This is a genomic window from Amycolatopsis marina (genome assembly GCF_900111885.1).
Classification (GTDB): domain Bacteria; phylum Actinomycetota; class Actinomycetes; order Mycobacteriales; family Pseudonocardiaceae; genus Amycolatopsis; species Amycolatopsis marina.
Genome location: NZ_FOKG01000001.1, coordinates 278,414 through 302,860, shown reverse-complemented (window position 1 = coordinate 302,860; position 24,447 = coordinate 278,414). Strand labels below are relative to the sequence as shown.

Sequence of the window (24,447 nt, the reverse complement as noted above, 5' to 3'; positions counted from 1 at the left end):
ACCGCCGAGTGCTCCAGGCGAACGCGGACGGCGAACACGGCGCTTCAGGTGCCCAGCCGGTCCAGCACTTCGTCGAGGTTGCGCACGATCGCGTCGCTCGTGTCGCCGAAGGCGGCCCGCAGGTAAAGGGCGTCACCGATCGCCGCGATCAGTTCGGCCGTCAACGGGTCGGACACGTGCTCGGCCAGCAGCTCGCGCCAGGCCTCCATGATCGAGCGCATCGCGGTGTCCACCCGTGGTTCGTTGCCCGCGAGCCGGATCGTCGCCAGCGTGGCCCGGTGCAGTGCCTCGTCCTTCGTGACGTCGCTGACCGAGGACCGCAGGTAGTAGTGCACCACGCCCTTCGGTGCTTTCCGCGCCTGCTCGATGTCGGCGTCGTTCAGCCGTCGCACCCGGTCCAGCAGCCCGTCGAGCAGGGCGTCCTTCGATCCGAAGTGGTACAGCAACCCGCCCTTGGACACTCCCGCTTCGGCTGCGACGCCTTCCAGCGTCACCCCGGCTGGGCCGTGGGCGATCAGCACGTTCTCGTAGGCGTCCAGGATGCGGTCGCGCGATGACGGCTTCGGCATGCGCTTGACTGTACCGTCCGGACGGTTTACTTTCGAAGTGGGTGGTAACTGTACCGTCCGGACTGTTTACTTTGGGAGTGGATCGTGGGTCAGGGGGATCGCAGGCAGTGGGTCGCGCTCGGCGTGCTGGTGCTACCGGTGCTGCTGATCAGCGTCGACATGACGGTGCTGGGCTTTGCCCTGCCGTACCTCAGCGAGGACCTCGGGCCCACGAGCGCGCAGCAGCTCTGGATCGTCGACATCTACTCGTTCATGCTCGCCGGGCTGCTGGTGCTGATGGGCACCCTCGGCGACCGGATCGGCAGGCGCAAACTACTGCTGGTCGGTGCGGTGGCCTTTGGGCTCGCCTCGGTCCTCGCGGCCTTCGCGGGCAGCGCGCTGATGCTCATCGCCGCCCGTGCGCTGCTCGGGGTCGGCGGGGCGACGTTGATGCCGTCCACGCTGTCGCTGATTCGCGCGATGTTCGTCGAGCCACCGCAGCGGCGGATCGCCATCGCGATCTGGAGCGCGGGGTTCTCCGGAGGCATGGCGCTCGGACCGGTCGTCGGCGGCTGGCTGCTGGAGCACTTCTGGTGGGGCTCGGTGTTCCTGATCAACGTGCCCGTGATGGTGCTGCTGCTGGTGCTCGGGCCGCTGCTGCTGCCGGAGGCGCGGGACCCGAAGCCGGGCCGGTTCGACCCGCTCTCGGCGTTGCTGTCGATGGCCACCGCGTTGCCGGTGGTCTACGGCATCAAGACGGTCGCCGAGGACGGTCTCTCGGCCACCGCCCTGGCCGGGATATTCGTGGGAGTCGGGTCCGGTGTGCTGTTCCTGCGCCGTCAGCGCAGGCTGGCGGACCCGATGATCGACCTCACCCTGTTCGCCAACCGGCGCTTCAGCGTCTCACTGGTGACGAACGTGCTCGGGGTCTTCGCCATGGTCGGCCTGCTCTTCCTGGTGCCGCAGTACCTGCAGCTCGTGCTCGGCCTCCGGCCGATGACGGCGGCACTGTGGATGCTGCCGGCCTCGGTCGCGGGAGTGATCGGCGCGCTGACGGCGGCCCGGCTGGCCAGGTGGTTGCCGCTACCGTCGCTGATCGGAGGTGGCCTGTTGCTCTCGGCGGCCGGGTATCTCCTGTTGGCCACTCTCGGCACCGACTCCGGGCTGGCCGCGCTCGTGGCCGGGTTCGTGCTGGTGGGCGTTGGGATCTCCCTGTCGGAGGCGCTGGCCAACGACCTCATCATCTCGGCCGCCCCAGCGGAGCGCGCCGGTGCCGCGTCGGCGCTGTCCGAGACCGGGTACGAACTCGGCGGCGCGCTCGGTATCGCCGTGCTCGGCACGGTCGCCACCGCGATCTACCGGGACGGAATCCCGCAGGGGGCCCCGGAGGCCGCGCGGGAGACCCTCGGCGGCGCGGCCGCGGTGGCCGAGCAACTGCCGCCCGCGGAGGCGGCGGGCCTGCTGCACAGCGCTCAGGAGGCGTTCGTGCAGGGCCTGCACGTCACCGCGTACTTCGGTGCCGCGCTGCTGGTCTACGCCGGCATCCAAGCGATGGTCCTGCTGCGCAACCGTGACCGGAAACCGGCGGCGAGCGCGGCTCTGCCATCCTAGAACCGTCGGAATTCCTGCTCGCGCACACGAAACGTAGGCCATGGCTAAGTCAGTCAGCACCCACCTGCTCAACGCCGTTCGCGGCGGGCTCATCGGTACCGCGGAAGTGGTGCCCGGCGTAAGCGGCGGCACCGTCGCCCTGGTCGTCGGCATCTACGACGACCTGATCATCTCCGCAGGGCACCTCGTGAGCGGGGTCCGGATGGCGGTCACCGACCTGCCCCGCAAACGCGGGAACGAGCGGGCGGCCGCGGAGTTCGGCAAGGTGAAGTGGCCGCTGGTGCTGGCGGTCCTCGCGGGCATGGCGATCGCTGTGCTGACCATGGCTCGCCTGATCGCGCCCCTGGTGGAGGAACATCCGGAGCCGTCGTATGCCATCTTCTTCGGTTTGGTCCTGGCCTCGCTCTGGGTGCCGTTCCGCGGCTCGGGCCAGCGATGGACACCGGTGCACTACCTGGTGGCCCTGGCTTTCGCGGCTGCCGCGTTCGTAGTGACGGGACTGCCGCCCGCCGAGGTGGAGCCGAACCCGGTACTGGTCGCCGGTGCGGCGGCAATCGCGGTGTGCGCGCTGGTCCTGCCCGGTCTGTCCGGTTCGTTCCTGCTGTTGACCTTCGGGCTGTACACGGTAACGATGGACGCGCTCAACGCTCGCGACCTCGGCTACATCGCGACCTTCGCGCTCGGGGCGATCTTCGGACTCGCGTTCTTCGTGAAGCTGCTGCAGTGGCTGCTGGAGCACCACCACCACACCACCCTGGTCGTCATGACCGGCCTGCTGGCCGGGTCGCTGCGGGCGTTGTGGCCGTGGCAGGACGAGGACCGCAATCTGCAGGCGCCTGCCGACAACGCGCCGCTGATCTTCGGTCTGATGGCGCTCGGGTTCGTCGTGGTGGTCGTGGCGATCCTGATCGAGCGCAGGGCCCAGGCACGCCGCGCCGAACAGGCCGACGAGAACGAGACGACGGCGGTCATCAACCTCTGAATCCGCGGTGTCCGCTTCGGCGGCGTTCGTTGCCGAGCAAGCGCGACAACGAACGCCGCCTCCGGCACGTCGCCCGGCGAGGATTGCGCCCGAACCGTGACCCGTGCGCTGGGTCAGCGGCCGACAGCGGACCCGCCGCGCACGCGAGAGCCGAGCAACGCACCCAGACCGATCATGCCGATCGCCAGCCCCAGGTGGAGCCAGTTGTCGGCAGTGTTGACGGGCACGAAGTTGGCGGCCGAGTCGAGGTCGATCAGCAGCCCGTAGAGCCAGAGCACCAGGTACACCGCACCGCCACCGACGAGATACCAACGTGCGGCGGCCGGTGTCCGAGCCATGGCGAACCCGACAACACCGAAGAGCAGGTGAACGATGTTGTGCAGGATCGATACCGCGAAAACTCCGAGCAACATCGCCGAGGACTCGTGACCGGCGAAGGTCATGGCATCGTAGTTCGTGGTCACGCCCGGGACGAACCCGAGAATGCCCACCACCAGGAACACCGCGGAAACGATCATCGCGGCCAACTGGACCGGCGTCCGCCCGGTAGCGACCGGCTGGCGTGGTTGAGCCATCACGGCTCCTTCCTCTGGGTTGGGGAACCCAACGCTTACCCAGACAAAGCGGACTTACACCCGCCCATCTCGCCGGGTGTGGATGGCCAGGTCGGCGGGTATGCGGGATGAATGAACGTTCATCGAGTCCTTCGGGGCGCTGAGTCGTTGCGAGCGGTCGACCGTCCCGCCGCCTCGGTGGCGACAACGGTCCGCCGGGTTCTGCGCAGGACCCGGACGGACGGTGTCCTGCGCGGTTCCTGGCTGGGCCACCCCCTGCACCCACTGCTGGTCGTCGTGCCGCTGGGCGCCTGGGTGTGTTCGACCGCGTTCGACTACGGAGTGGGCACACCCGAAACGGCGCGGAAGCTGATCGCCTTCGGTCTCGCCACCACACCACCTGCCATGCTGCTCGGGCTGGCCGACTACGCCGAGCTCGACGAACGCCAACGCCGGGTCGGCCTGGTGCACGCGCCGGCCAACACCGCTGCCGTCGCACTGTTCACCGCGTCCTACCTGGCTCGCGGGCACAGTGCCCGTAGCACCGCAGGCAAGATCATCAGTTTGCTCGCGCTGACCGCAGTGAGCGCGGGTGGCGCTCTGGGCGGCCACCTCACGTACGCTCAGGGCGCGGGCGTGCACCGCTGGCAGACACCGGCGAACGAGTGAGCGACACCGCCGGTCGAAGGTGCGAAAAGTACGTTCTCGCGACACGGGCGCCGCACGCGGATCGAGACTTCGAAAGCCACTGGACGAGTGTTCGAGGCGTCCGAGTGCATTCCCGGCAATCTCGCGCCCCCGTTTCTCCCGGCGCCCTCCCTGTGGTGCTGGTCCACGGTCTGGCGGTGTCACACCGGTACCTGATGCCACTCGCGGCACGGCTGTCCTCCAGCTATCCCGTTTCTGCCGTCGACCTGCCCGGGTTCGGGCTCAGTGGCGAACCCGGGCACGTGCTCGACGTCGCGGAACTGGCCGACTGGCTCGCGGACTGGTTGGTCACCACCGGTCGCGCTTCCGCCGCGCTGATCGGAAACTCGTTCGGCTGCCAGGTCGCGGTTGACCTCGCTGTTCGTCACCCCGAACTGGTCCGCTGCCTGGTGCTCGTCGGCCCGACCATGGACCCGTGGGCTCGCGGTGCGGCGCGGCAGGCCCTGCGCTGGCTGCGCAACCTCCGGCACGAGGACCCTGTCCAGTTACCGATAATCCTGCGAGACCTCCGTGACGCCGGAATCGACCGCGCCCTGGGCACACTCCGGATCGCGTTGCGCGACCCCATTGAGCGCAAGCTACCCGCGGTATCGGCACCCACTCTCGTCACCAGGGGCGCCGTCGAACCGGTCGTCCCGCAACGGTGGGCAGCGCAGGCCGCTGACCTGCTACCGCGGGGGGAACTCGCCGTCGTCCCCGGAAGCCCGCACAACGCCAACTACAGCGCCACCCACGAGCTGGCAGTACTGGTACTCCCGTTCCTGCGACGGGTGTCCGCGGTGGACTCCGAGTGAGCACGCACGCGCAGCCGGCGCGGACCTCAACGGCGATCGCGGAACGCGCTGGTCCCGGCGCGCATCCGGTAGGGCTCCAGTTCCGCGCGTTGCCGCTCGGCCCGATCGGCCAGCTGCCGGAAATCGGCGTCCGGCAGCCTGGAACCCAGATCGGCCAGGTCGCCCAAGGTGTCCCAGAGCTGCTTCTTGCCCTGTACACCCATCACCAGGATCTCCAGCTCCACGAACCGGCTCAACGGGGAGTAACCCGTCAGCCGGCCGTTGAGCTTGAGTCTCGAAATCCGCTCAGCTCCGATCGCGAACGCCACCTTGACCGGATTCACCGGCACACCCAACCGGCGCATGATCGTCCGGAACGTGTCGACGTCCTCGGCGATCCCCTCTGACACGTGCGCCAGCGCGTCACCGAAATCGGTGCCGCGGTTGTTGCGCTGCGCGCGACGGGCCAGTTCCCGCCAGAGCACTCCCAGCGCGAGCTGATCATTCAGGTAAATGCCCAAGAAACTAGTCATACCGGACGGCGTACCCGCAGCTGGGCGGCGGAATCCGCGGTATCAGGCGAGGACACCCACCGCCACCGAGGCCTGATGGAGTATCGCGCGGTGGCCATCGACCGGTTCCCAGTCGTTCCGCGGGTATTACGGTGGAGCCATGAGCGATGATGCCCTGCTGGCCAGACTCCGTGACGACCTCGGCAGGGAGGCCGTGCTCACCGACACCGACGTCACCGGAAGCTACTCGCGCGACATGATGCCGCTTGCGCCGTCCGGGACGCCGCTGGCCGTGGTGCTGCCGCGCGATGTCGCCGGCGTGCAGGCGACCGTCCGGGCGTGCGCCGAGGCGAAGGTGCCGATCGTGCCGCGTGGAGCGGGCAGTGGGCTTTCCGGCGCGGCCAACGCGATCGACGGCTGCGTGGTGCTGGTGCTGACCAAGCTCAACGAGATCGTCGAGGTCGACGCGGGCAACCGGCTCGCGGTCGTGCAGCCGGGCGTGGTGAACCTGGACTTCCGCAACGCCGTCGAGAAGCACGGACTGTTCTATCCGCCGGACCCCTCCAGCTACGACTGGTGCACCATCGGCGGCAACCTCTCCACCAACGCGGGCGGCCTGTGCTGTGTGAAGTACGGCGTCACCACGGACTCGGTGCTCGGGCTGGAGGTCGTGCTCGCCGACGGCTCGCTGCTGCACACCGGGCGGCGCACCGTGAAGGGGGTCGCGGGCTACGACCTGGCGCGGCTGTTCGTCGGCAGCGAGGGCACGCTCGGGATCATCACCAGGGCCACGGTGGCGCTGAAGCCGCTGCCGCAGGCTCCCGCGACGCTCGTGGCCGGGTTCACCAGCACCGCCGCCGCGGGTGAGGCCGTCGCCCGGGTGGTGCGCGAGGGTCTGGTGCCGTCATTGATGGAGATCATGGACGCGGCCTCGATCAAGGCGGCGGAGGCGTATCTCAAGACCGACATCGGCGCGGGCTCGGACTGTCAGGCGTTGCTGCTGTGCCAGTCGGATGCCGGTGGTGAGGTGGCCCGGCGCGAGATGGCCGCGTTGGAACAGATCTGCAACGACTGCGGGGCCGATATGGCCTACGCGACCGACGACCTCGCCGAGGGCAACATGCTGCTGCAGGCCCGGCGGGTGGTGCTGACGGCACTGGAGCTCTACGGCTCGTGGCTCACCGATGACGTCTGTGTGCCGCGCACCCGCATCAGCGAGCTGATCGCGGGCTGCCAGCGGATCAGCGAGGAGGTCGGCCTGCGGATCGCCGTCGTCGGGCACGCCGGGGACGGCAACATGCACCCGACGATCGTCTACGACCCCACCTCGGCGGACGAGTTCGCCCGCGCGCAGCGGGCGTTCGACGCGATCCTCGAGGTCGGGCTGTCCCTCGGCGGAACGGTGACCGGCGAGCACGGCGTCGGCAAGATCAAGCGGGAGTGGCTGGAGCGCGAGATCGGCCCGGTCGGGCTGCGGGTGCACCAGCAGATCAAGGCCGCACTCGACCCGGAGAACCTGTTCAACCCCGGCTCGATGTTCGCGATGCCGTGACCGTTTCGGTAGTGCCGATCGGACCGGCGAGGCGCATCCTTGAGAGATGCGGCCAGCCGTCAGGAGCGATCTCGCTGACGACCCGGTAGGTCAGGTCCGGGCGTCGGCTCGCGGCTGGCAGGGGATCCAGCTGGGCGTCCTGGGGTTCATCGGCCTTTGCGGCGTGCTGGTCACGACCGACGGCCCGTTCTGGCTCGATGTGCTTGCCGGGATCCTCGCCGTGGTGGCACTCCTGCTCGCCTGTGTGGCGACCGTTCTGGTCGGCCTCGTGGCGTGGCCGTTGGATGCGGACGCCGATACCGGCGCCGACCCGTCGGGTCTGACGCGACGGCTGCGCGCGGGAATTGCCGTGACTCTCGCTGCCGTCGTCGCCGTCACGCTGTCCGCCCTGTCCGGGTGGTGGCCGGAGAAGCAGCCGACCAGTGCCGCGATGCTGGTGGAGGTTCGCGACGTCACCGGTCGCGTCTGGTGTGGGGAGTTGAACTCGTCCGACGGGCCCGCCCTGATCCTGACCAGCGGTGGACGGCGGGTAGCGGTGCCGGCCGAGACGCTGGCTTCCGTGCGCCCCGTCGTCAGGTGCCCAGACTGACGGCGTGCCGCAACTGTGGATCTAAAGCAGCGTCAGCAGGCCGACGACGGATCCGGCCGCGAGGCCGAGGACCACGGCGAGCACCAGGATCCAGTGCGTGGCCAGCGGCACGGCCGCCGCACCATCCTTGGCCTTGTCACCTGGGAGGTGCTGCTCCACGGTGATCGCCTCGTCCGCCGGTGCCGGGGCGGGCAGGTCGTCGAGGGCGGCGCGTTCCCGCTCCAGCGAACTCGCACCGGTTCCCGACAGCAGTCCGTAGCCGTGCGGCAGACCCTCGTCGGCCGGCCCGCCCGTGGTCACGGGCTGTTGCTCGGTCCGCGTTGTTTCCGCCTCCTTGGCCGAGGGAGGCGGTGGGGCCGACCGTGCCTGGGCGCGCAGGGCCTCGGCCAGCAGGCGCTCGGGATCGGAATCGGCGGACTCGCTCATCGGGCTCAGGGTATCGCCCTACCCGAGATGGATCAGCCGAGCAGGCCCGACCTGCGCCAGATTCGCTCGGTCGGCCCGCCGATGAGTCCGGCATCGGACAGGAAGGCGACGACTCGTTCGGCCCCGTGGCGCTTGACCTCCCGATGATGCGGATTGTCCCTTGCCTGCGCGCGTGCCTGCCTCGGGTCGAGCCCGGCACGGCGGTACTGCGCGGACCGGGTCAGCAGCATCGCCCCCTGGGCGGCCACGTATCTGGTGAACTCCCGGTCCAGCCGGTTGCTCGTCTCCAGCGTGCGCAGCAGATCCTCCCGGGCGTACCGCACGTGCCGCGCCTCCTCGGTGACGTGGATGCGCATCACCGCACGCACGAGCGGCTGCAGGCTCTCGTCGCGCATCGTGTCGCGCTGCAGGACGTCGAACACCTCCTCGCCCATCAGCGTCGCCGCCCACATCGAGGGGCCACGCAGCACGAACGGGAGGGTGTGGCCGATCAGGTACCAGCGCGGATGCTGCCGGTACGGCCTGCCGCCCGCCTTCTCGATGAGTTTGGCGAACATCGTCGAGTGCCTGCACTCCTCGGCGACCTCGGTGTACGCGTACTGCACGTGCTCCGACGTCGGATCGCCGCGATATGCGAGGCGCATCAGCATCTGCATGAGGATGGTCTCGAACCAGATGCCCACACTGACGGTATTGATCATTTCCTGCTTGGACAGTTCGAGGCGCTGCCGCTGGCTCATCGCCTGCCACAGCTCGGTGCCGTAGAGCGTGACCAGTTGCTCCGGCACGAAGTACTTGTCCGGATGCAGCGGGGCGTCCCAGTCGATGTCGACGTCGGGATCGTAGAACTGCCGTGCCGAGGAGGTCTGCAGGCGCTTCGCCGTGATCTCGCGGCCGGGTGGGGTCCGTGCGGTGTGGCTGGCCATGGGCCGTTCCTCTCGCCGGGTAAGACTAAAGGTTAGAACGGCCAATGAAAGAATGGAAGATTAAACGGTCTTGTCTTCCTCCTGACTCAGTAGCGGGCCGAAGCGCCGGGCCAGCCAGTCCGACAGCTCCCGGCTCATCGACTGGGCCAGGGCCGAGGACACCGCTGCCTGCGCCTGTGGTCGCAGGCGCTTGGCCTGCTCGGTGAGTTCGGGGACCTCCGCGACGCTCGGCGTCCAGCCCGGTTCGCTGGATGGCAGCACGTGGTCGTCGACAAGGCGCAGGAACAGCGCCGCCAGTTCGTCGGTGTGCCGGAGCACCTGCTCCGCGATGTCCAGCACCGTCGGCATCGGCACACCCGCGGCCAGTAGTTCGCGGCCCGCCTGCAGCAGCCGGGGACTGCGGACGACGATCGCGGAGCCCTTGCGCTCGAAGATGCCCAGCTTGAGTGCGCGGTCCAGGGTCGACGCATCGGCGAGGCCGCCGAACTCGGTGGCCAGCTCGGCGAGCGTCAGCTGTAGCGGGACCTCATCGGACCACGGCTGCGTGAGCACCTCCTCGAGCCCCAGCAGATCGCCGAGGTCCCGTCCGGCCTCCCACGCGGAGACCATCTCGTGGATCTGCGCGAACGTGTAGCCGCGTTCGAGCAGGTTGAGCACCAGGCGGAGTCGCGCGAGGTGCGCCTCGGTGTAAACCGCGATGCGCCCGCGCCGGGCCGGGGGCGGGAGCAGGCCGCGGTCCTGATAGACGCGCACATTGCCGACGGTGGTGCCCGCCAGGCGGGCGAGGTCGTCGACCCGGTATTCGGACATCGGGGCAGTCTAGGGAGTGGGGGCGACATGCCGATCAGTACTGCGCACTCGGCACGACCGGCCATGAAGTTGAACTATGGTACAAGTAGTACATACGTTCAATTTTATCTCAGGAGGCGTGATGAGCCAGGGGGAGCCCGTGCGGGCCGGGTGGCGGGAGTGGAGCGGCCTCGGGTTGCTGGCGTTGCCGACGCTGGTGCTGGGGCTCGACGTGACGGCGCTCTACCTCGTCCTGCCGAGTCTGTCCGCGGACCTGCGCCCCAATGCGGCAGAAGCCTTGTGGATCATGGACGCCTACGGCTTCTTCATCGCCGGATTCCTGCTGACCATGGGCACGTTGGGCGACCGGATCGGCCGAAGGCGCCTGCTGATGATCGGGATGGCCGCGTTCGGCGCGGTCTCGGTCCTCGCGGCGTTCGCGCCGACCACCACGTGGCTGATCGTGGCTCGGGCCCTGCTCGGTGTGGCCGGGGCGACCCTCATGCCCTCGACCCTGTCGCTGATCAGCACCATGTTCACCGACGTCCGGCAGCGTGCTGTGGCGATCGGGGTCTGGGCCACGATGTTCGGTCTGGGAATGGCCGCTGGTCCGGTGGTGGGCGGGCTACTGGTCGGCAGCTTCTGGTGGGGTGCGGCCTTCCTGCTCGCGGTTCCGGTCGCGGTGCTGGTGCTGGCCGTTGCCCCGGTGCTGCTGCCGGAGTTCCGGGCACGCGCGGCCGGCAGGCTCGACCTGCTCAGTGTCGGGTTGTCGCTGGCAGCGGTGCTGGCGATCGTCTACGCGATCAAGCACATCGCCGAGCACGGTCCCGACCTCCGGGTGCTGGTTGCCGTCCTGCTCGGCGGTGGTTCCGCGGTGGTCTTCGTCCGCCGCCAACTGCTGCTGGATGCGCCGTTGCTGGACATGAAACTCTTCACGAACCGGGCTTTCGTCGCCGCCCTTTCGGTCCTGCTGATCGGCCTGGTCGGCGTGGGTGGAGTGATGCTCCTGGTCACCCAGTACCTGCAGCTCGTCGGCGGTCTTTCACCCACGACCGCGGGCATGTGGACGGGAATTCCGGCTCTGGCCATGCTCCTCGCGGCCATCGGCGCGCCCCTGCTGGCCCGGCGCGTGTCACCCGGAATCGTCATGTTCGCCACCCTGGTGCTGTCGCTGGTCGGCTACGCCCTGCTCGCCCTCGCCGACACCGACAGCAAGCTGAGCGTGGCCGCCGGGTTCGCCTTCGTGTACCTCGGGCTCGGGGCCATCGCCGCCCTGGGTACCGACATCGTCGTGGGGGCCGTTTCGGCGGAGAAGTCCGGATCGGCGGCAGCGTTGTCCGAAACCGTGCAGGAACTGGGTGTCGCGGTGGGAGTGGCGCTGCTGGGCAGCCTGACCACGGCGATCTACCGGACAACGATCGAGGCGCCACCCGGCCTGCCGACAGCTGCCGCCGAGGCGTACACCGACAGCCTCCCCGGGGCACTGTCGGCTGGGAACCAGTTGACCGCCGCGGCTGTCGAGCACGCGCGCGTCGCGTTCGTCAGCGGGCTCAACGCTTCTGCTGTCATCGCCGGTATCGCCATCGCGGCCGTGTCGCTGCTCAGTTTCACGACACTGCGACACATCCGCCCACTCGGCTCGGCCGCGCCCGACAGTGGGCCAATACCCTCTAGCCATGGGAGAGGCGATGGCCGATGAGGGGCACGTGGTCGACGGACGCAAGTTGCGCGGGCAACGCCGACGTGCGGAAATCATCGACGCGACGCTCGCCGTCGTCCGCCGCGACGGTGCTGCCGGGGTGACCCACCGAACCGTCGCCAAGGAGGCCGGGATCCCGGCGAGCCTGACGCTCTACTACTTCGCCACCCTCGACGACCTGCTGGTAGCGGCCCTGACCAGCATCACGGACGCGTACACCGAGCACATCCGGCGGATCATCGACTCCGAAGAGGACAAACTCCGGGGACTGGCCCAGCTCATCGCCGAATCCGACGGGCCGGGACGGGAACGCGCACTCGCCGAACGCGAGCTGTCGACGTTGGCCGCACGGCGCCCGGCCTTGCGGCCCGCGGCCTGGCGCTGGCGGGAGCACGTCGCGGAGCTCGCCAGGACACAGACGGACGACCCCGACGCGGTCGAAGCCCTCATCGCGCTCGCTGACGGTCTGTGCGCGGCCATCCTGCTCGGGGAACGGCAGGCCGACGAGGACCACATCCGCACACTCCTCGGTAACGTGCTGCGGAGCGCCAGTCCGTAGCTGCCTACTTCGACGCCGCGACTCCGTCGATCCACGTTCCCCTGCGCAGCACGCGGACCGGGCGGAGTTCGTCGTTCAGTACCACCAGGTCGGCGCGCAGGCCCGGGGTCAGCGAACCCGTCGTACCGGTGAGGTCGAGCAACTCGGCCGGCCTGCCCGAGGTCGCGCGCACGGCGTCGGTGATGCTCAGGCCCGCGCCGGTGACCAGGTTCCGGAATGCGACGTCCATGGTCAGCGTGCTGCCCGCCAGTGATCCGTTGCTGGCCAGGGTCGCCACGCCGGCGGTGACGTCGACGTCGAGCCTGCCGAGGGTGTAGGTGCCGTCGGCCGCGTCGGTGGCGGACATCGCATCGGTGATCAGCACGGTCCGGCCGAGTCCGGCGTGCTTGGCGGCCAGCCGGAGCACGGTCGGGTGGACGTGGACCAGATCGCAGATGAGCTCGATCGTCACCCGTTCGTCGTCCAGCATCGCGCCGATCGGCCCCGGCTCCCGGTGGTGCAGTGGGCGCATGCCGTTGAAGAGGTGGGTGGCGACGGTGGCGCCAGCGTCGATGGCGGGGCGAATCTGCTCCTCGACGCCGTCGGTGTGCCCGATCGCCACGAGCACGCCGGACTCGCTGAGCTGGCGCACGGCCTTGATGCCGCCGTGGAGTTCGGGAGCGAGGGTGACCATCCGGACGTGACCCTTGCCCGCCTGCAGCAGTGCGTCGACGGTGTCGGTGTCGGGCTCGCGCAGCGCTCCCGGGTCGTGCGCACCGCAACGGGACTTCGCGATGAACGGGCCCTCGAGGTGAATTCCGGCGAGGTCACCGTCCTCGACCAGCTCGGTCAGCGCCCCGACCTGGCTGTTCAGCACGGGAACGGGGTCGGAGACGAGGCTGGCCAGCAGAGTTGTGGTGCCGTGCCTGCGGTGCGCGGCGATGGCGTTGCTCGCCTCCGCGGGATCGGTGGTGGAGAACGAGCCCCCGCCCCCGCCATGGCAGTGGGTGTCGATGAATCCGGGGACGATCAGGGAGCCCGAGACATCGATTCGACGGCCCGCAGGGGCGGGACCGGAACCGATCCCGGTGATCAATTCACCAGCGACCGAAATCCAGCCGGAATCGATCAGTCCATCCGGGCCGGCGATTCGAGCGCCGGTCAGCACGAAATCTTCGACACCACTCACGACAGCCATCATATTGGTCCAGACCAGGACGTGGGCAACCCACCACGTTTCGAGGCTATCTCGTTACTTAGTTACGACCCTGTTCCCGCATCACCTTCTGCAGGGCTTCGAGTGCCCGGCTCGCGGTCGACTTGACCGTTCCCTTGGAGATGCCGGCCGCCTCGGAGATCTCGGCCTCCGAAAGCCCGCCGTAGTAGCGCAGCACGAGCACCTCGCGCTGCCGTGGTGGGAGCTTGGACAGCGCGTTCACCACGGACTGGTGCTCCGTCGAGAGCATCGCGAGACTTTCGGCGGAGCGTGCGTTGACCGCGTGCGGGGGGACGTACTCGCGAGCGGTCTTGCGCCTGCGCAGGACACTGCGGGACCCGTTCACCACCGCGGTGCGGAGGTAACCGACGGCCGCGGCGGCGTCCCGCAGGTTGCCCCAGTTGCGGTGCAGGCCGGTGAACGCCTCCTGCACGACGTCCTCGGCGGTGGCGGGCTCGTCGACCAGCAGGATCGCCAGCCGGACGAGGCGCATCCGATGGGTCCGGTAGAGGTCCTCCAGGGTCAGCGGTGCCGTGGGTCTGACCGGCGGCACCGGCGCGTCCATCGTGCGCAGGTGGCCGAGCGTCTGCTCGACGCTGCTCTCCGCGCTGCCCTGCATCTACGTCCCCGTCCCTGGCCTGTGTCCGCTACCTGTCCTGGGCGACCGTCTGCCCATCAGCAAAGCGTATCGGGTGCCCATGCGCGCGCTAGTGGTTGAACCGTGATGATCGCGGGTGTCCCTCGATCGCTTACGGTTCGCTGGCACCCGCACGTCGATTCTGGAGGACAGATGGCCTGGTTTGTGGTGGAAATCCGTTATGTGCAGGACAAGTTCGCCGAGGTGCGTCCGCGCCACCGGGACTACCTCGAGGACCTGGCCGAGCAGGGCGTCATCGCCGTCGCCGGACCGCTGGCGGACGGAACTGGCGGCATGTTCCTCTGCCAGGCAGAGGACCGCGAGGCCCTCCAGGCCGTGATCGACGCCGATCCGTACCACATCGAGGGCGCCATCGAGGAGCGCACGGTCCGGGAGTTCACCCCGCTGATCGGCGCATGGGTGCCCCCGGCCTCGGTCTGACCAGGGTTACCTGATGGCCGCGCGGCCGCCGTGGCCCGTCACGGCGGCTTCGCGTGCGCCGCGGGTCCGGATGTCCTCCAGCGCGCCCCGGTCGGCCTCCGGCACGAGCTTGCGCGAACCGATCTCGATGATCGGCGGCAGGAACGCGCGGATGAGCTTGAGCCCGCCGACCCAGCGCGGGACGTGGATGGTCCTGGCGCGGCGTTTGATCCCGGCTTCCAGGCAGTCGAGTGCGACCGTCAACGGGTAGGTCTTGCCGATCAGGCCAGGCATGCCCGCGCGCATCTTGCCGAACACCGGGTGGGCGTCGGCGCTGTCCACGAGGTCGGTGCGGATCCAGGTCGGATGCGCGACCCCGACCTTGACGCCGAGATGGTGCACCTCGGCGCGCAGGCTGTTGCAGAACGCCTCCACGCCTGCCTTGGCCGCCGAGTAGTTGGCCATGCCCGGGGCGTGGGTGATAGCGGCCAGCGAGGAGATCGCCAGCAGATACCCCTTGCGTTCGATGACGTGCGGCATCGTCACACGGAACGTGCGCCAGACACCGAGCAGATCGACCTCGATCACCTTCTCGAACGCGGCGGGGTCGACCGACCGGACGAAGCCGGTGGTGGCGATGCCCGCGTTGGCGATCACGATGTCGATCCCGCCGAAGCGTTCGACCACGCCTGCCGTCGCGGATTCGAGGGCTTCCCAGCTGGTGACGTCGGCCTCCCAGGAGTGGGCGCTGGGGCCGATCTTCTCCGCCACCGCGCGCTGTTCCTCGGCCTCCAGGCCGACGAGGGCGACCTTGGCGCCGTCGGCGGCGAGCCGCTCGGCGAGGCCCGCGCCGATTCCGCGCGCCGCCCCGGTGATCAGGACGACCTTGCCCTTGACCTTGTTCTTGCCGCCACCGGTCAGCAGGGAGAGCGGATTCGCCATCTGGTGCCTCCTCGACACGCCGTCGTGCTTGATGACCAGGACCGTACCTCAACTTACTCCCGGTAGGCTACTCGTCGGTAAGAACACTTTCCCGGGAAAGTGCTGTACTTGCACACGCCGGGTGTCGCACTTTCCCGGGAAAGTGCGACAGACCGTGCTCCCCGGGGAATTCGTCGACGGGTTCCCGGGTTGGCTGGAACATGGCTGTTGATCTGGGTAGGTACGGAATCTGGCGTTTCGCGGGTGGGCTCTCCCCGGAGCTGGCCGCCGAGTTGGAGGCGCTCGGCTTCGGCGCGGTGTGGATCGGCGGTTCGCCTCCCGGTGACCTCGAACTCGCCGAGAGCCTGCTCGACGCGACCAGCACACTGACGGTCGCGACCGGGATCGTGAACATGTGGACCGACGACGCGGACACCGTGGCCCGGTGCTACCAGCGCATCGCCGCCAAGCACCCCGACCGGTTCCTGCTCGGCGTCGGCATCGGCCACCCCGAGGCACAGCAGACCTACACCCGCCCCTACGACAAGATCGTGGAGTACCTCGACCAGCTGGACGCGGCGGGCGTCCCGGTCGAAGGTCGCGTGCTGGCCGCGCTCGGTCCGAAGGTGCTGCGCCTCTCCGGTGAGCGCACCGCCGGAGCCCATCCGTACCTGACCACCCCGGAGCACACCCGGCAGGCGCGCGAGATCCTCGGCGCGGGCCCGCTGCTGGCGCCGGAACAGAAGGTCGTCCTCGACACCGACCCCGAACGCGCTCGTGCGATCGGCAGGCCGGCCGTGCGTTACCCCTATCTGATGCTGGTCAACTACGTGAAGAACCTGCGCCGTCTCGGCTGGAGCGAGGAGGACATCGCCGACGGTGGCAGCGACCGCCTGATCGACGCACTGGCCCTGCACGGCGACGCCGAGACCGTCGCGGCCGGCGTCACCGCGCACCTCGACGCGGGCGCGGACCACGTCAACATCCAGGTCCTCACCGAGGAGGGCGCCGACCCGCTGCCCGCCTACCGGGAACTGGCGAAGGTGCTGCGCTGACTGCTGAGGGGGTCGCGACCCGGGCCTCGTAGGATGCGGGCACAAGCTGCCGCGTTTTCGAGGAGGACAACGATGCCCATCGCGACCCCCGAGGTCTATGCGGAAATGCTGGACCGGGCGAAGGCGAACGAGTTCGCTTACCCGGCCATCAACGTGACCTCGTCGGAGACTCTGAACGCCGCGCTGCGCGGCTTCGCCGAGGCGGAGAGCGACGGGATCATCCAGTTCTCCACCGGTGGTTCGGAGTTCGCGTCCGGCCAGAAGGTGAAGGACATGGTCACCGGCTCGACCGCGCTGGCCGAGTTCGCCCACGTGGTCGCCGAGAAGTACCCGGTGAACATCGCGCTGCACACCGACCACTGCCCGAAGGACAAGCTGGACGGCTTCGTCCGGCCGCTGATCGACATCTCGCAGGAGCGGGTGAACCGTGGGCAGAACCCGCTGTTCCAGTCGCACATGTGGGACGGCTCGGCGATCGACCTGGAGGAGAACCTGGAGATCGCGGCGGAGCTGCTGGAGAAGGCGGCCGCCGCGAAGATCATCCTTGAGGTCGAGATCGGCGTCGTCGGCGGCGAGGAGGACGGTGTCGCTAACGACATCAACGACAAGCTCTACACCGCCGAGGGTGACTTCGTCCGCACCATCGAGACGCTCGGTTCCGGGGACAAGGGCCGTTACCTGCTGGCGGCGACCTTCGGCAACGTGCACGGCGTGTACAAGCCGGGCAACGTCAAGCTGCGTCCCGAGGTGCTCAAGGGCGGTCAGCGCGTCGCCGCCGAGAAGCTCGGGCTGGCCGAGGGCTCGAAGCCGTTCGAGCTGGTGTTCCACGGCGGGTCCGGCTCGTCGATCGAGGACATCCACGCCGCGCTGTCGTACGGCGTGGTGAAGATGAACGTCGACACCGACACGCAGTACGCGTTCACCCGCCCGATCGCCGATCACATGTTCAAGAACTACGACGGCGTGCTGAAGATCGACGGCGAGGTCGGAAACAAGAAGGTCTACGACCCCCGCAGCTACCTCAAGGCCGCCGAGGGCGCCATGGCGGCTCGCGTGGTCGAGGCGGCCGAGTCCCTCAAGTCCGCGGGCCAGAAACTCAGCTGAGCCAGCCCTTCAGGTTGTCCCCAATGCCACATTCGGGAACTTCAAGTTCCCCAATGTGGCATTGGGGACATCCGACCCTTCACCCATAGGAGTGGTGGATTTGTCTGCCGTGCTGAGTGCCGGGCAGGGTGTCGCCCGATGATGCCCAAACGTCTGGTCGCCGCCGTTCTCGTCGGTGCACTGGTGCTCGCCGCCGCGAGCACCACGCTCGCCTTGCTGCTGCTGTAGCCGCTGCTCACCCCCGCACGGAACTCCGTGCCCCACGTCGGCGCAGAATGGTGGCATGACGCACGCCAACCTGCTCGGCCCCGAGCCGACCCACCTGCCCGAGCGAACCGAAGCCGAAGCCGCCATGGATTCCGGCACCGACCCCGCCGAGGTCGCCGCGGAGTACCCCGACTTCAGCGAGGCGTGGGCCGCACTGGCCCACAATGCCTTCGAGGCGGGCGAGACGGTCGCCGCCTACGCCTACGCCCGTACCGGGTACCACCGGGGACTCGACCAGTTGCGCCGCGCCGGCTGGAAGGGCTTCGGCCCGGTGCCGTGGTCGCACCGCCCCAACCAGGGCTTCCTGCGTTCGCTCGCCGTACTTGCCAAGGCCGCGGGCCGGATCGGGGAGAGCGAGGAGTACGAGCGCTGCACCAAGTTCCTCGCCGATTCCGACCCGGCCGCGGCCGCGGCGACCGGCCTCAGCTGAGGCCGGTCCTGCAAGCTCAGAACCGACCGCAGTTGTCCGGTGCGCGCTTGCCTGCGAACCGTGCATCCAGCCAGGCGAACGCCTCCGGGTAAGCCCGGATCGCGCCACCGACGTGGGACGGCACCAACGAGGTGCTGAACTGCACGGTGGCGCCCTGGGCGCACCACTCCTTGGCCATCTGCCTGCCCTGGCCGTAGGGCACGATGTCGTCCAGCGCGCTGTGCACGACCAGCGTCGGCGCCTCCGGCTTCCGCTCGCCGATCCGCTGCTCCGCCACCCGCGAGGCGTAGGGCTCCTCGTCGAGATAGGCGGCCAGCGGACGGCCGTCCTTCGTCAGCGTCGCCGTCTTCGTGAACGCGTGCGCGGTGATCGCCTCCGGCGTGCACTGGGTCGCGACCTCGGCCAGCAGTTGCCGCCCCTTCTCGTTGAGCAGGTCGGGAAGGTTCAGCTCCGGGTATGCCGCGTCCAGGCTGAGCACCGAGTAGCCGAGGAAGCCGGCCGCATAGTGCCCGTCGAGCACACCCGCCACCTTCGCGAGGTCGGCGGGCACCGCGCCCGCGTACGCGCCCTTGATGTCGAGTTCGGGCGCGTACTCCGGGGCCAGTTCGGCCGCGGCGGCGGAGGCGCCGCCGCCCTGCGAGTAGCCCGCGATGCCCACCGGTCCCGCGTCGGGCAGGTCCGCCTGCGGCAGCCGCTGCGCCGCCCTGATCGCGTCGAGTACCGCGTGTCCTTCGGCTGCCCGGTTGACGTAGGTGTGCATGCCCGGAGTGCCGAGGCCCTCGTAGTCGGTGACCACGACCGCGAAGCCGCGGGTGAGCATCCCCGCGATGAACGGGCCCTCGTACTCCAGGCCCGCCGCGAGTGCCTTGGAGGGCGCGCAGTTGTCGCCGACACCCTGGGTCCCCGGTGCGTAGCCGACGATCGGCCGCTCCCCTGCGCCGGACCATTCGGCGTCCGGGGTGAGGACGGTGCCGGTCACCGCGATCGGCTCGCCGTGGGTGTTCTTGCTGCGGTACATGATCCGCTGCACCTGTGCCGGGGCGCGGATGAGCTTGACCGGGTCGATGAAGAACTCCGACGGCTCGCTCTTGATGACGTCACCGGGCTGGCCCGGTGGTAACGGTGAGGGAGGATCGTAGAAGGATGGCTCGGCGGAAACCGGTGCCGCAGCGACCGTGAGCAGGGCGAACCCCACGGCCGTGCTGAGCAGGGCGCCGAGAAGGCGATGGGCACGGCCGGGTGCGCGCATACTTGCTCCTCGTCGAGCTTAGTTTTCGACAGCGATGTCGAAAATATGTCTATGTGAGGTGGCGCACGATGTCAACTGCCGATCGTCGCCGTCCAGGGCGGCCTCGAAAACTTCCCCCGGAGGAACTGCGGGAGTTGGTCCTGAGTGCGGCGAGGACGGAGTTCGCCGCACATGGACAGCGGTCGGCCACGATCGAGCAGATCGCGCGTGCGGCCGGCGTGAGCAGGCAGAGCGTCTACGAGACCTTCGGTGACCGATCGGCGCTGTTCGCCGCCGTCGTCGCCGAGGTCGAGGAACTCGCGGTCGAGTGGATGGGAGCGCAGGCACTCGGCAACGACGAACCCGATCTGCGTATGTGGGCGCGCGCGAACTTCGGTGCGATATTCGACTTCGTCGAGGAGTATCCCGACGCACTTCCGGTGCTGCAGGAGGCCGAGCGTGGTGGGGATCCAGCGATGACGCGGGTGCGCTCCCAGCTGGCCGGGCTCTACACCGAGGCCAGCCGGAAGCGGTGGGCCGAGCACGGCATCGACCCCGGCCGCACTGACACCGCGCTGGCCGCGATGTACATCGCGATGACCGAGGCGCTGGTCAAGCTCACCGCCGACGGTGATCCCCCGGAGCGGGAGGCACTGGTCGAACTACTCACGGAGTTCACCATCGGCGGTGTGCAACGGCTCTATCAGCACGGTGCGCACATCATCGAGCGGATGCGCTGACCGTGCCCGTTCAGCAGCGGTCGAGCATGCCGCTCAGTGCTGACTTCTCCGCCGTGCTGATCGTGAGTTCCCACTTGTGTTTCACCGCGACCCACATGCTGGCGTAGGTGCACCAGTAGCTCGTCGTCGGCGGCTTCCAGTCCTCCGGCGCCTTGTCGCCCTTCTCCTGGTTGACGTTGTCCGTCACGGCGATCAGCTGCGGGCCGGAGAGGTCGTTGGCGAACTGCTTCCGCTTGTCCGTGGTCCATTCCGCCGCGCCGGACCGCCATGCCTCGGCGAGCGGAACGACGTGATCGATGTCCACATCGGACGGCTGCGACCAGGTGGCTCCGTCGTAGGCGCTGCGCCAGCTGCCCGAGGTCGGATAGCAGTCCGTGCCGGTACGCACATTCGTGCCGTCGCGCTCGAGGACCACTTCGCGGGTGTTGCAGTTGTCGCCCTGGCTGCCCCAGTGCGGGAACTTGTCCCGGTCGTATCCGGTCATCGGGCCGTCGGCGGCCACGGTGAGTTCGGCGAGTTGCGCTTCGGCCGTGGGTCCGCTGGGAATGCCCGGTGGTTCAGCGGCAGCGGCACCGCCCAGTCCCGCGACGAGGATTGCGGAGGCTCCGGTGACGGCCAGCGCCTGACGGACGATGCGGGATGTGGACGCGGTACGGGAGACGTTCACGGCGTGCCTTCTCTCGTCAGGCCGGCTGGGGAGCTGCCGATCCGGCGGTTGGGTACTTTCCGACCTTGAACCGGAAAGGTGACGAACGCAACACGTGTGGGTTAACCGGACCAGCACTTTCGTAGGAAAGTGCACCAACCCGGACGCCCACGCGGCCGCACTTTTCCCGCGAAAATGCGGACGGGTCCGGACGGTCAGGCGAGGCCGCGGACCAGACGCAGGTCCTCGGTGTGGCGGTACCAGGTCCAGCGCTTCATCGGGCGGGAGTACGGCACGCCGTCCGCGAGCGGCACGAGCGGGAGACAGCCGAGCTGGAACGCGCGCGCGTTGAACGTGATGCGCCGTTTGAACAGCGATCCCTTGGTCACCTGAACCACGAGGCCCGCACCCGCGTCGTCCGGCTCCACCGTGATTCCCCGCGCCGCGCCGCGCAGTGCCACGTCGTCGTCACAGTAGGCAACTCCGCGTACCGGGCCGATCACGCCGCGTCCGATCAGTACTCCGCCGACGTCGTCCCGGATCAGCGGAACCGGATCCACGTCACCGACCAGCGCGAGGTGCAGTGCCCGCCGCGGATCGGTGGGCAGCGACCAGATCTCCGCAACCGCCGAAGCGGGATCGGCCGGGACGAAACCTAGTGTCGTCGTGGCCAGCTTGTCCTTGCGTAGCAGGCGAAGTACCACTGCCGCCAGGTCGCCGTCCGTGCCGAGGACAACCAGATGCCCCGCCCCCTCGGCGCTCAGCAGCGGGTCCACGTCGGACTTGCCGGGCCGCGTGGGGAGGCGATGGACCGGGAGTCCGTCGATCTCGGGAAGGTCCGGCGTGTTCTCCCCGCACACCAGCAGCAATCCGTGCACGTGACCGACCTTCCTGTTCTCGTCGTGTTGTCGGTACAGTCGCGCACCGCTGAGTACCATCATGCTCGATTCCGAATGCACGGCTGATCATCGGTGCAGGTCGCGATGTAAAGTCATGCACCGGCATTTTCCATCGCCACAACCCTGTCGCCGAACATCCTGGAGTGTCACATGCCGGCCATCGTGCTCATCGGAGCCCAATGGGGAGACGAAGGCAAGGGCAAGGCCACCGACCTGCTCGGCGACCGCGTGCAGTGGGTCGTGCGTTATCAGGGTGGCAACAACGCCGGGCACACCGTCGTGCTGCCCGACGGCCAGGATTTCGCCCTGCACCTCATCCCCTCCGGCATCCTCACACCGGGGGTCACCAACGTGATCGGCAACGGCGTGGTGGTGGACCCTGCGGTGCTGCTCGACGAGCTGGCCGGGCTGGAGAAGCGCGGGGTCGACACCTCGGGACTGCTGCTGTCGGCCGACGCGCACCTGATCATGCCGTACCACGTTGCCATCGACAAAGTGACCGAACGCTACCTGGGCGCGAAGAAGATCGGCACCACCGGGCGCGGGATCGGCCCCTGCTACCAGGACAAGATCGCCCGAGTTGGTGTGCGAGTGCAGGACCTGCTGGACGAGAAGATCCTCCGGCAGAAGGTCGAGGCGGCGCTGGAGTTCAAGAACCAGGTGCTGATCAAGGTCTACAACCGCAAAGCGCTCGACCCCGAGCAGGTCGCCGACGAGGTGCTGGAGGCCGGCGAGAAGTTCGCGCACCGCATCGCCGACACCAGGCTGCAGCTGAACAAGGCCCTCGAGCGTGGCGAGACCGTGCTGCTGGAGGGCTCGCAGGGCACCCTGCTCGACGTCGACCACGGCACTTACCCGTTCGTGACCTCGTCGAATCCGACCTCGGGCGGCGCCAGCGCGGGCTCCGGTATCGGTCCGGGACGCATCACGACCGTGCTGGGGATCCTCAAGGCCTACACCACCCGGGTCGGTTCCGGTCCGTTCCCGACCGAGCTGCACGACGAGGCAGGCGAGAACCTGCGCAAGTCCGGCGGTGAGTTCGGTGTCACCACAGGACGGTCGCGGCGCACCGGCTGGTTCGACGCCGTGATCGCCCGGTATGCGGTGCGGGTGAACGGAATCACCGACTACTTCCTCACCAAGCTCGACGTTCTCTCGGGCCTGGAAAGCGTTCCGGTCTGCGTCGGGTACGAAGTGGACGGTTTCCGCACCGAGGACATGCCGATGACGCAGACCGACGTGCACCACGCGACGCCGGTCTACGAGGAGCTGCCCGGCTGGTGGGAGGACATCAGCCAGTGCCGCACCTTCGAGGAGTTGCCGGCCAACGCCCGTGCCTACGTCGAGCGCATCGAGGAACTCTCCGGCGCCCGCGTCTCAGCGGTGGGCGTCGGCCCCGGCCGGGAGCAGACGATCGTGCGCCACCAGTTCGCGTAGCCGCCCCGAGGGGATGTCCCCAATGTGGCAGCGTCGAATCTGAGAACTTCAACGTCCCGAATGCCACATTGGGGAACTCACCTCAGCGGCCCCGGCGGGCTTCCAGCGCGGTGTCCGGCTGGTCGGCGAAGAGGCCGTCCACGCCTGCGGCGAAGAAGGCTTCGTACTCCGCGAAGGCGTCGCCCCATGCGGCCGGGTCGTCCGACGAACGCAGGTTCGCCGGTAGGAAAGCGTTCTCGTTGCGGAAGGTGAACGGCACGACCTCGAGTCCCGCGGCGTGTGCGTCGCGCACCAGAGAGCTCGGCGAGGTCAGGTTCCCCTCGGCGTCCCTCGGAATGATCTGGTTCTTCTCCGGGCCGAGGTAGTCGGCGTAGCGGGCGATCTCGCGCAGGCCTTCCGGCGTCACCAGGTCGGCGTAGGTACGTGGGTCGCCGCCGGCCACGAAGTCCTGCGGTGCACCGTTGGCGAGCGTCAGCTGCACCAGCGGGACCCGCACCTGCCGGTCCAGTTCCTTCAGGTTGGTCACCTCGAAGGACTGGATGATCACCGGGGCGCTGTGCCGGTTGAGGCCGTTGCGCTTGAGGATCCGCACCAGCTTCGGCTCAACGGGATTGCCGATCGAGGTGAAGTACGTGGAGTGCTTCACCTCCGGGTACGTCCCGAGTGTGCGCCGCAGCTCCCTGCCGAGCCGCTTCGTGAGGTCGAGCACCTCCTGGTAGGTCACCACCTCGAACCGGCCGTCGTAGATCGTGTTGTGCGGTCGCAGCTGCGGAATCCGCTCCACCGCACGCAGTGTCTTCAGTTCCGCGAGGGTGAAGTCCTCGGTGAACCAGCCGGTGAACTCGGTGCCGTCGATGACCTTCGTGGTCTTGCGGTCGGCGAACTCCGGGTGCTCGGCGACGTCCGTCGTGCCGCTGATCTCGTTCTCGTGCCGCGCGACCAGGTGCCCGTCCTTCGTTGGCACCAGGTCGACGTCCACCCAGTTCGCGCCCTGACGGTAGGCCAGTTCGTACGACGCGAGGGTGTGCTCCGGGCGGTATCCAGGGGCTCCGCGGTGGCCGACGATCACCGGCTCATCGTGCCCCCGGTGGGCGGTCGCCGCAGCATCCGACCCCTTCTCCTTCGCCGCGGCCGGGCCCGACACGGTGACCACGCCGAGCACGGCGAGTCCGGTCAGGGCCAGCGCGGCAAGTCTCTTTCGCACCATCGCAAGAACCTCCAAGCAGGGATTCGGGATCTT

At 68.7% G+C, this 24,447-nt stretch carries 27 protein-coding genes; 14 read left to right on the top strand and 13 right to left on the bottom strand.

Features of this window, described 5'->3' with window-relative positions:
- Positions 1–44: 44 nt before the first annotated feature.
- On the bottom strand, positions 45–569 hold the full coding sequence (locus BM199_RS01500) for a TetR/AcrR family transcriptional regulator (protein WP_091668282.1): 525 nt from the start codon (positions 567–569) through the stop codon (positions 45–47).
- Between the two features lie 84 nt (positions 570–653).
- Between BM199_RS01500 and BM199_RS01495 the strand changes: the two genes are divergently transcribed.
- Both BM199_RS01495 and BM199_RS01490 read left to right on the top strand, forming a co-directional pair.
- Positions 654–2,159 (top strand): MFS transporter, encoded by a 1,506-nt coding sequence (locus BM199_RS01495; RefSeq protein ID WP_425425480.1) that lies wholly within the window; start codon positions 654–656, stop codon positions 2,157–2,159.
- A 40-nt stretch (positions 2,160–2,199) separates the two neighbouring features.
- Positions 2,200–3,141, top strand: coding sequence for a DUF368 domain-containing protein (locus BM199_RS01490; protein WP_091668277.1), 942 nt, complete (start codon positions 2,200–2,202; stop codon positions 3,139–3,141).
- Between the two features lie 113 nt (positions 3,142–3,254).
- Here the strand turns inward: BM199_RS01490 and BM199_RS01485 are convergent, their stop codons facing one another.
- Positions 3,255–3,716: a DUF4383 domain-containing protein gene (locus BM199_RS01485; protein WP_091668275.1), complete on the bottom strand. Its 462-nt coding sequence runs from the start codon at positions 3,714–3,716 to the stop codon at positions 3,255–3,257.
- A gap of 111 nt (positions 3,717–3,827) precedes the next feature.
- Here BM199_RS01485 and BM199_RS01480 point away from each other — a divergent pair, with 111 nt between their 5' ends.
- Both BM199_RS01480 and BM199_RS01475 read left to right on the top strand, forming a co-directional pair.
- Positions 3,828–4,364, top strand: a complete 537-nt coding sequence (locus BM199_RS01480; protein WP_091668272.1) for a DUF2231 domain-containing protein — start codon at positions 3,828–3,830, stop codon at positions 4,362–4,364.
- Positions 4,361–5,197 carry an alpha/beta fold hydrolase gene (locus BM199_RS01475; protein ID WP_342741684.1) on the top strand — a complete coding sequence of 279 codons (837 nt, stop codon included), beginning with the start codon at positions 4,361–4,363 and terminating at the stop codon, positions 5,195–5,197. The genes BM199_RS01480 and BM199_RS01475 overlap by 4 nt, the downstream gene beginning before the upstream one ends.
- A gap of 26 nt (positions 5,198–5,223) precedes the next feature.
- On the opposite strand, the gene BM199_RS01470 is transcribed toward BM199_RS01475, so the two are convergent.
- Positions 5,224–5,709 (bottom strand): hypothetical protein, encoded by a 486-nt coding sequence (locus BM199_RS01470; protein WP_091668267.1) that lies wholly within the window; start codon positions 5,707–5,709, stop codon positions 5,224–5,226.
- A 139-nt stretch (positions 5,710–5,848) separates the two neighbouring features.
- Here BM199_RS01470 and BM199_RS01465 point away from each other — a divergent pair, with 139 nt between their 5' ends.
- Positions 5,849–7,240 carry an FAD-binding oxidoreductase gene (locus BM199_RS01465; RefSeq protein ID WP_091668265.1) on the top strand — a complete coding sequence of 464 codons (1,392 nt, stop codon included), beginning with the start codon at positions 5,849–5,851 and terminating at the stop codon, positions 7,238–7,240.
- Between the two features lie 46 nt (positions 7,241–7,286).
- Entirely contained in the window at positions 7,287–7,829 is a 543-nt protein-coding gene (locus BM199_RS01460; protein WP_091668262.1) for a hypothetical protein, read from the top strand.
- 21 nt (positions 7,830–7,850) lie between these two features.
- Here the strand turns inward: BM199_RS01460 and BM199_RS01455 are convergent, their stop codons facing one another.
- The 3 genes from BM199_RS01455 to BM199_RS01445 are packed head-to-tail and all read right to left on the bottom strand — an operon-like array spanning position 7,851 to position 9,991.
- Positions 7,851–8,255, bottom strand: coding sequence for a hypothetical protein (locus tag BM199_RS01455; protein ID WP_091668260.1), 405 nt, complete (start codon positions 8,253–8,255; stop codon positions 7,851–7,853).
- 32 nt (positions 8,256–8,287) lie between these two features.
- Positions 8,288–9,181 (bottom strand): AurF N-oxygenase family protein, encoded by an 894-nt coding sequence (locus BM199_RS01450; protein WP_091668257.1) that lies wholly within the window; start codon positions 9,179–9,181, stop codon positions 8,288–8,290.
- A gap of 60 nt (positions 9,182–9,241) precedes the next feature.
- Positions 9,242–9,991 carry a MerR family transcriptional regulator gene (locus tag BM199_RS01445; protein WP_091668255.1) on the bottom strand — a complete coding sequence of 250 codons (750 nt, stop codon included), beginning with the start codon at positions 9,989–9,991 and terminating at the stop codon, positions 9,242–9,244.
- A 121-nt stretch (positions 9,992–10,112) separates the two neighbouring features.
- Here BM199_RS01445 and BM199_RS01440 point away from each other — a divergent pair, with 121 nt between their 5' ends.
- The gene (locus tag BM199_RS01440; RefSeq protein WP_091668252.1) at positions 10,113–11,669 is read left to right on the top strand and encodes an MFS transporter; all 1,557 of its coding nucleotides are present in this window, start codon (positions 10,113–10,115) and stop codon (positions 11,667–11,669) included.
- Positions 11,647–12,228, top strand: coding sequence for a TetR/AcrR family transcriptional regulator (locus tag BM199_RS01435; RefSeq protein WP_245788069.1), 582 nt, complete (start codon positions 11,647–11,649; stop codon positions 12,226–12,228). The genes BM199_RS01440 and BM199_RS01435 overlap by 23 nt, the downstream gene beginning before the upstream one ends.
- A 4-nt stretch (positions 12,229–12,232) precedes the next feature.
- On the opposite strand, the gene nagA is transcribed toward BM199_RS01435, so the two are convergent.
- Positions 12,233–13,375: an N-acetylglucosamine-6-phosphate deacetylase gene (nagA, locus tag BM199_RS01430; protein ID WP_091669607.1), complete on the bottom strand. Its 1,143-nt coding sequence runs from the start codon at positions 13,373–13,375 to the stop codon at positions 12,233–12,235.
- 88 nt (positions 13,376–13,463) lie between these two features.
- Entirely contained in the window at positions 13,464–14,042 is a 579-nt protein-coding gene (locus BM199_RS01425) for a SigE family RNA polymerase sigma factor (RefSeq protein ID WP_091668247.1), read from the bottom strand.
- A 171-nt stretch (positions 14,043–14,213) separates the two neighbouring features.
- Here BM199_RS01425 and BM199_RS01420 point away from each other — a divergent pair, with 171 nt between their 5' ends.
- The gene (locus BM199_RS01420) at positions 14,214–14,501 is read left to right on the top strand and encodes a YciI family protein (RefSeq protein ID WP_091668242.1); all 288 of its coding nucleotides are present in this window, start codon (positions 14,214–14,216) and stop codon (positions 14,499–14,501) included.
- A gap of 6 nt (positions 14,502–14,507) precedes the next feature.
- Here BM199_RS01420 and BM199_RS01415 read toward each other — a convergent pair whose 3' ends face one another.
- Positions 14,508–15,422: an SDR family oxidoreductase gene (locus tag BM199_RS01415; protein WP_091668239.1), complete on the bottom strand. Its 915-nt coding sequence runs from the start codon at positions 15,420–15,422 to the stop codon at positions 14,508–14,510.
- Positions 15,423–15,622: 200 nt separating this feature from the next.
- Here BM199_RS01415 and BM199_RS01410 point away from each other — a divergent pair, with 200 nt between their 5' ends.
- The 3 genes from BM199_RS01410 to BM199_RS01400 all read left to right on the top strand — a co-directional run bounded on the left by BM199_RS01410 (position 15,623) and on the right by BM199_RS01400 (position 18,257).
- A complete protein-coding gene (locus tag BM199_RS01410) occupies positions 15,623–16,456 on the top strand; it encodes an LLM class F420-dependent oxidoreductase (RefSeq protein ID WP_091668237.1) in 834 nt (277 codons plus the stop codon).
- Positions 16,457–16,528: 72 nt separating this feature from the next.
- The gene (fbaA, locus tag BM199_RS01405) at positions 16,529–17,560 is read left to right on the top strand and encodes a class II fructose-bisphosphate aldolase (protein WP_091668234.1); all 1,032 of its coding nucleotides are present in this window, start codon (positions 16,529–16,531) and stop codon (positions 17,558–17,560) included.
- A gap of 283 nt (positions 17,561–17,843) precedes the next feature.
- Positions 17,844–18,257 (top strand): DUF3151 domain-containing protein, encoded by a 414-nt coding sequence (locus BM199_RS01400; RefSeq protein WP_091668230.1) that lies wholly within the window; start codon positions 17,844–17,846, stop codon positions 18,255–18,257.
- Positions 18,258–18,273: 16 nt separating this feature from the next.
- Here the strand turns inward: BM199_RS01400 and BM199_RS01395 are convergent, their stop codons facing one another.
- Positions 18,274–19,506, bottom strand: coding sequence for a lipase family protein (locus BM199_RS01395; protein ID WP_091668227.1), 1,233 nt, complete (start codon positions 19,504–19,506; stop codon positions 18,274–18,276).
- A gap of 68 nt (positions 19,507–19,574) precedes the next feature.
- On the opposite strand from BM199_RS01395, the gene BM199_RS01390 reads away from it, so the two are divergent.
- Positions 19,575–20,225 (top strand): TetR/AcrR family transcriptional regulator, encoded by a 651-nt coding sequence (locus BM199_RS01390; protein WP_091668224.1) that lies wholly within the window; start codon positions 19,575–19,577, stop codon positions 20,223–20,225.
- Between the two features lie 10 nt (positions 20,226–20,235).
- Here the strand turns inward: BM199_RS01390 and BM199_RS01385 are convergent, their stop codons facing one another.
- Positions 20,236–20,892, bottom strand: coding sequence for an HNH endonuclease family protein (locus tag BM199_RS01385; RefSeq protein ID WP_177242430.1), 657 nt, complete (start codon positions 20,890–20,892; stop codon positions 20,236–20,238).
- 194 nt (positions 20,893–21,086) lie between these two features.
- Positions 21,087–21,749: a hypothetical protein gene (locus BM199_RS01380; RefSeq protein WP_177242429.1), complete on the bottom strand. Its 663-nt coding sequence runs from the start codon at positions 21,747–21,749 to the stop codon at positions 21,087–21,089.
- Positions 21,750–21,920: 171 nt separating this feature from the next.
- On the opposite strand from BM199_RS01380, the gene BM199_RS01375 reads away from it, so the two are divergent.
- Positions 21,921–23,207 carry an adenylosuccinate synthase gene (locus BM199_RS01375; protein ID WP_091668221.1) on the top strand — a complete coding sequence of 429 codons (1,287 nt, stop codon included), beginning with the start codon at positions 21,921–21,923 and terminating at the stop codon, positions 23,205–23,207.
- An 82-nt stretch (positions 23,208–23,289) separates the two neighbouring features.
- On the opposite strand, the gene BM199_RS01370 is transcribed toward BM199_RS01375, so the two are convergent.
- The gene (locus BM199_RS01370; RefSeq protein WP_091668219.1) at positions 23,290–24,414 is read right to left on the bottom strand and encodes a glycerophosphodiester phosphodiesterase; all 1,125 of its coding nucleotides are present in this window, start codon (positions 24,412–24,414) and stop codon (positions 23,290–23,292) included.
- Positions 24,415–24,447 lie beyond the last annotated feature (33 nt).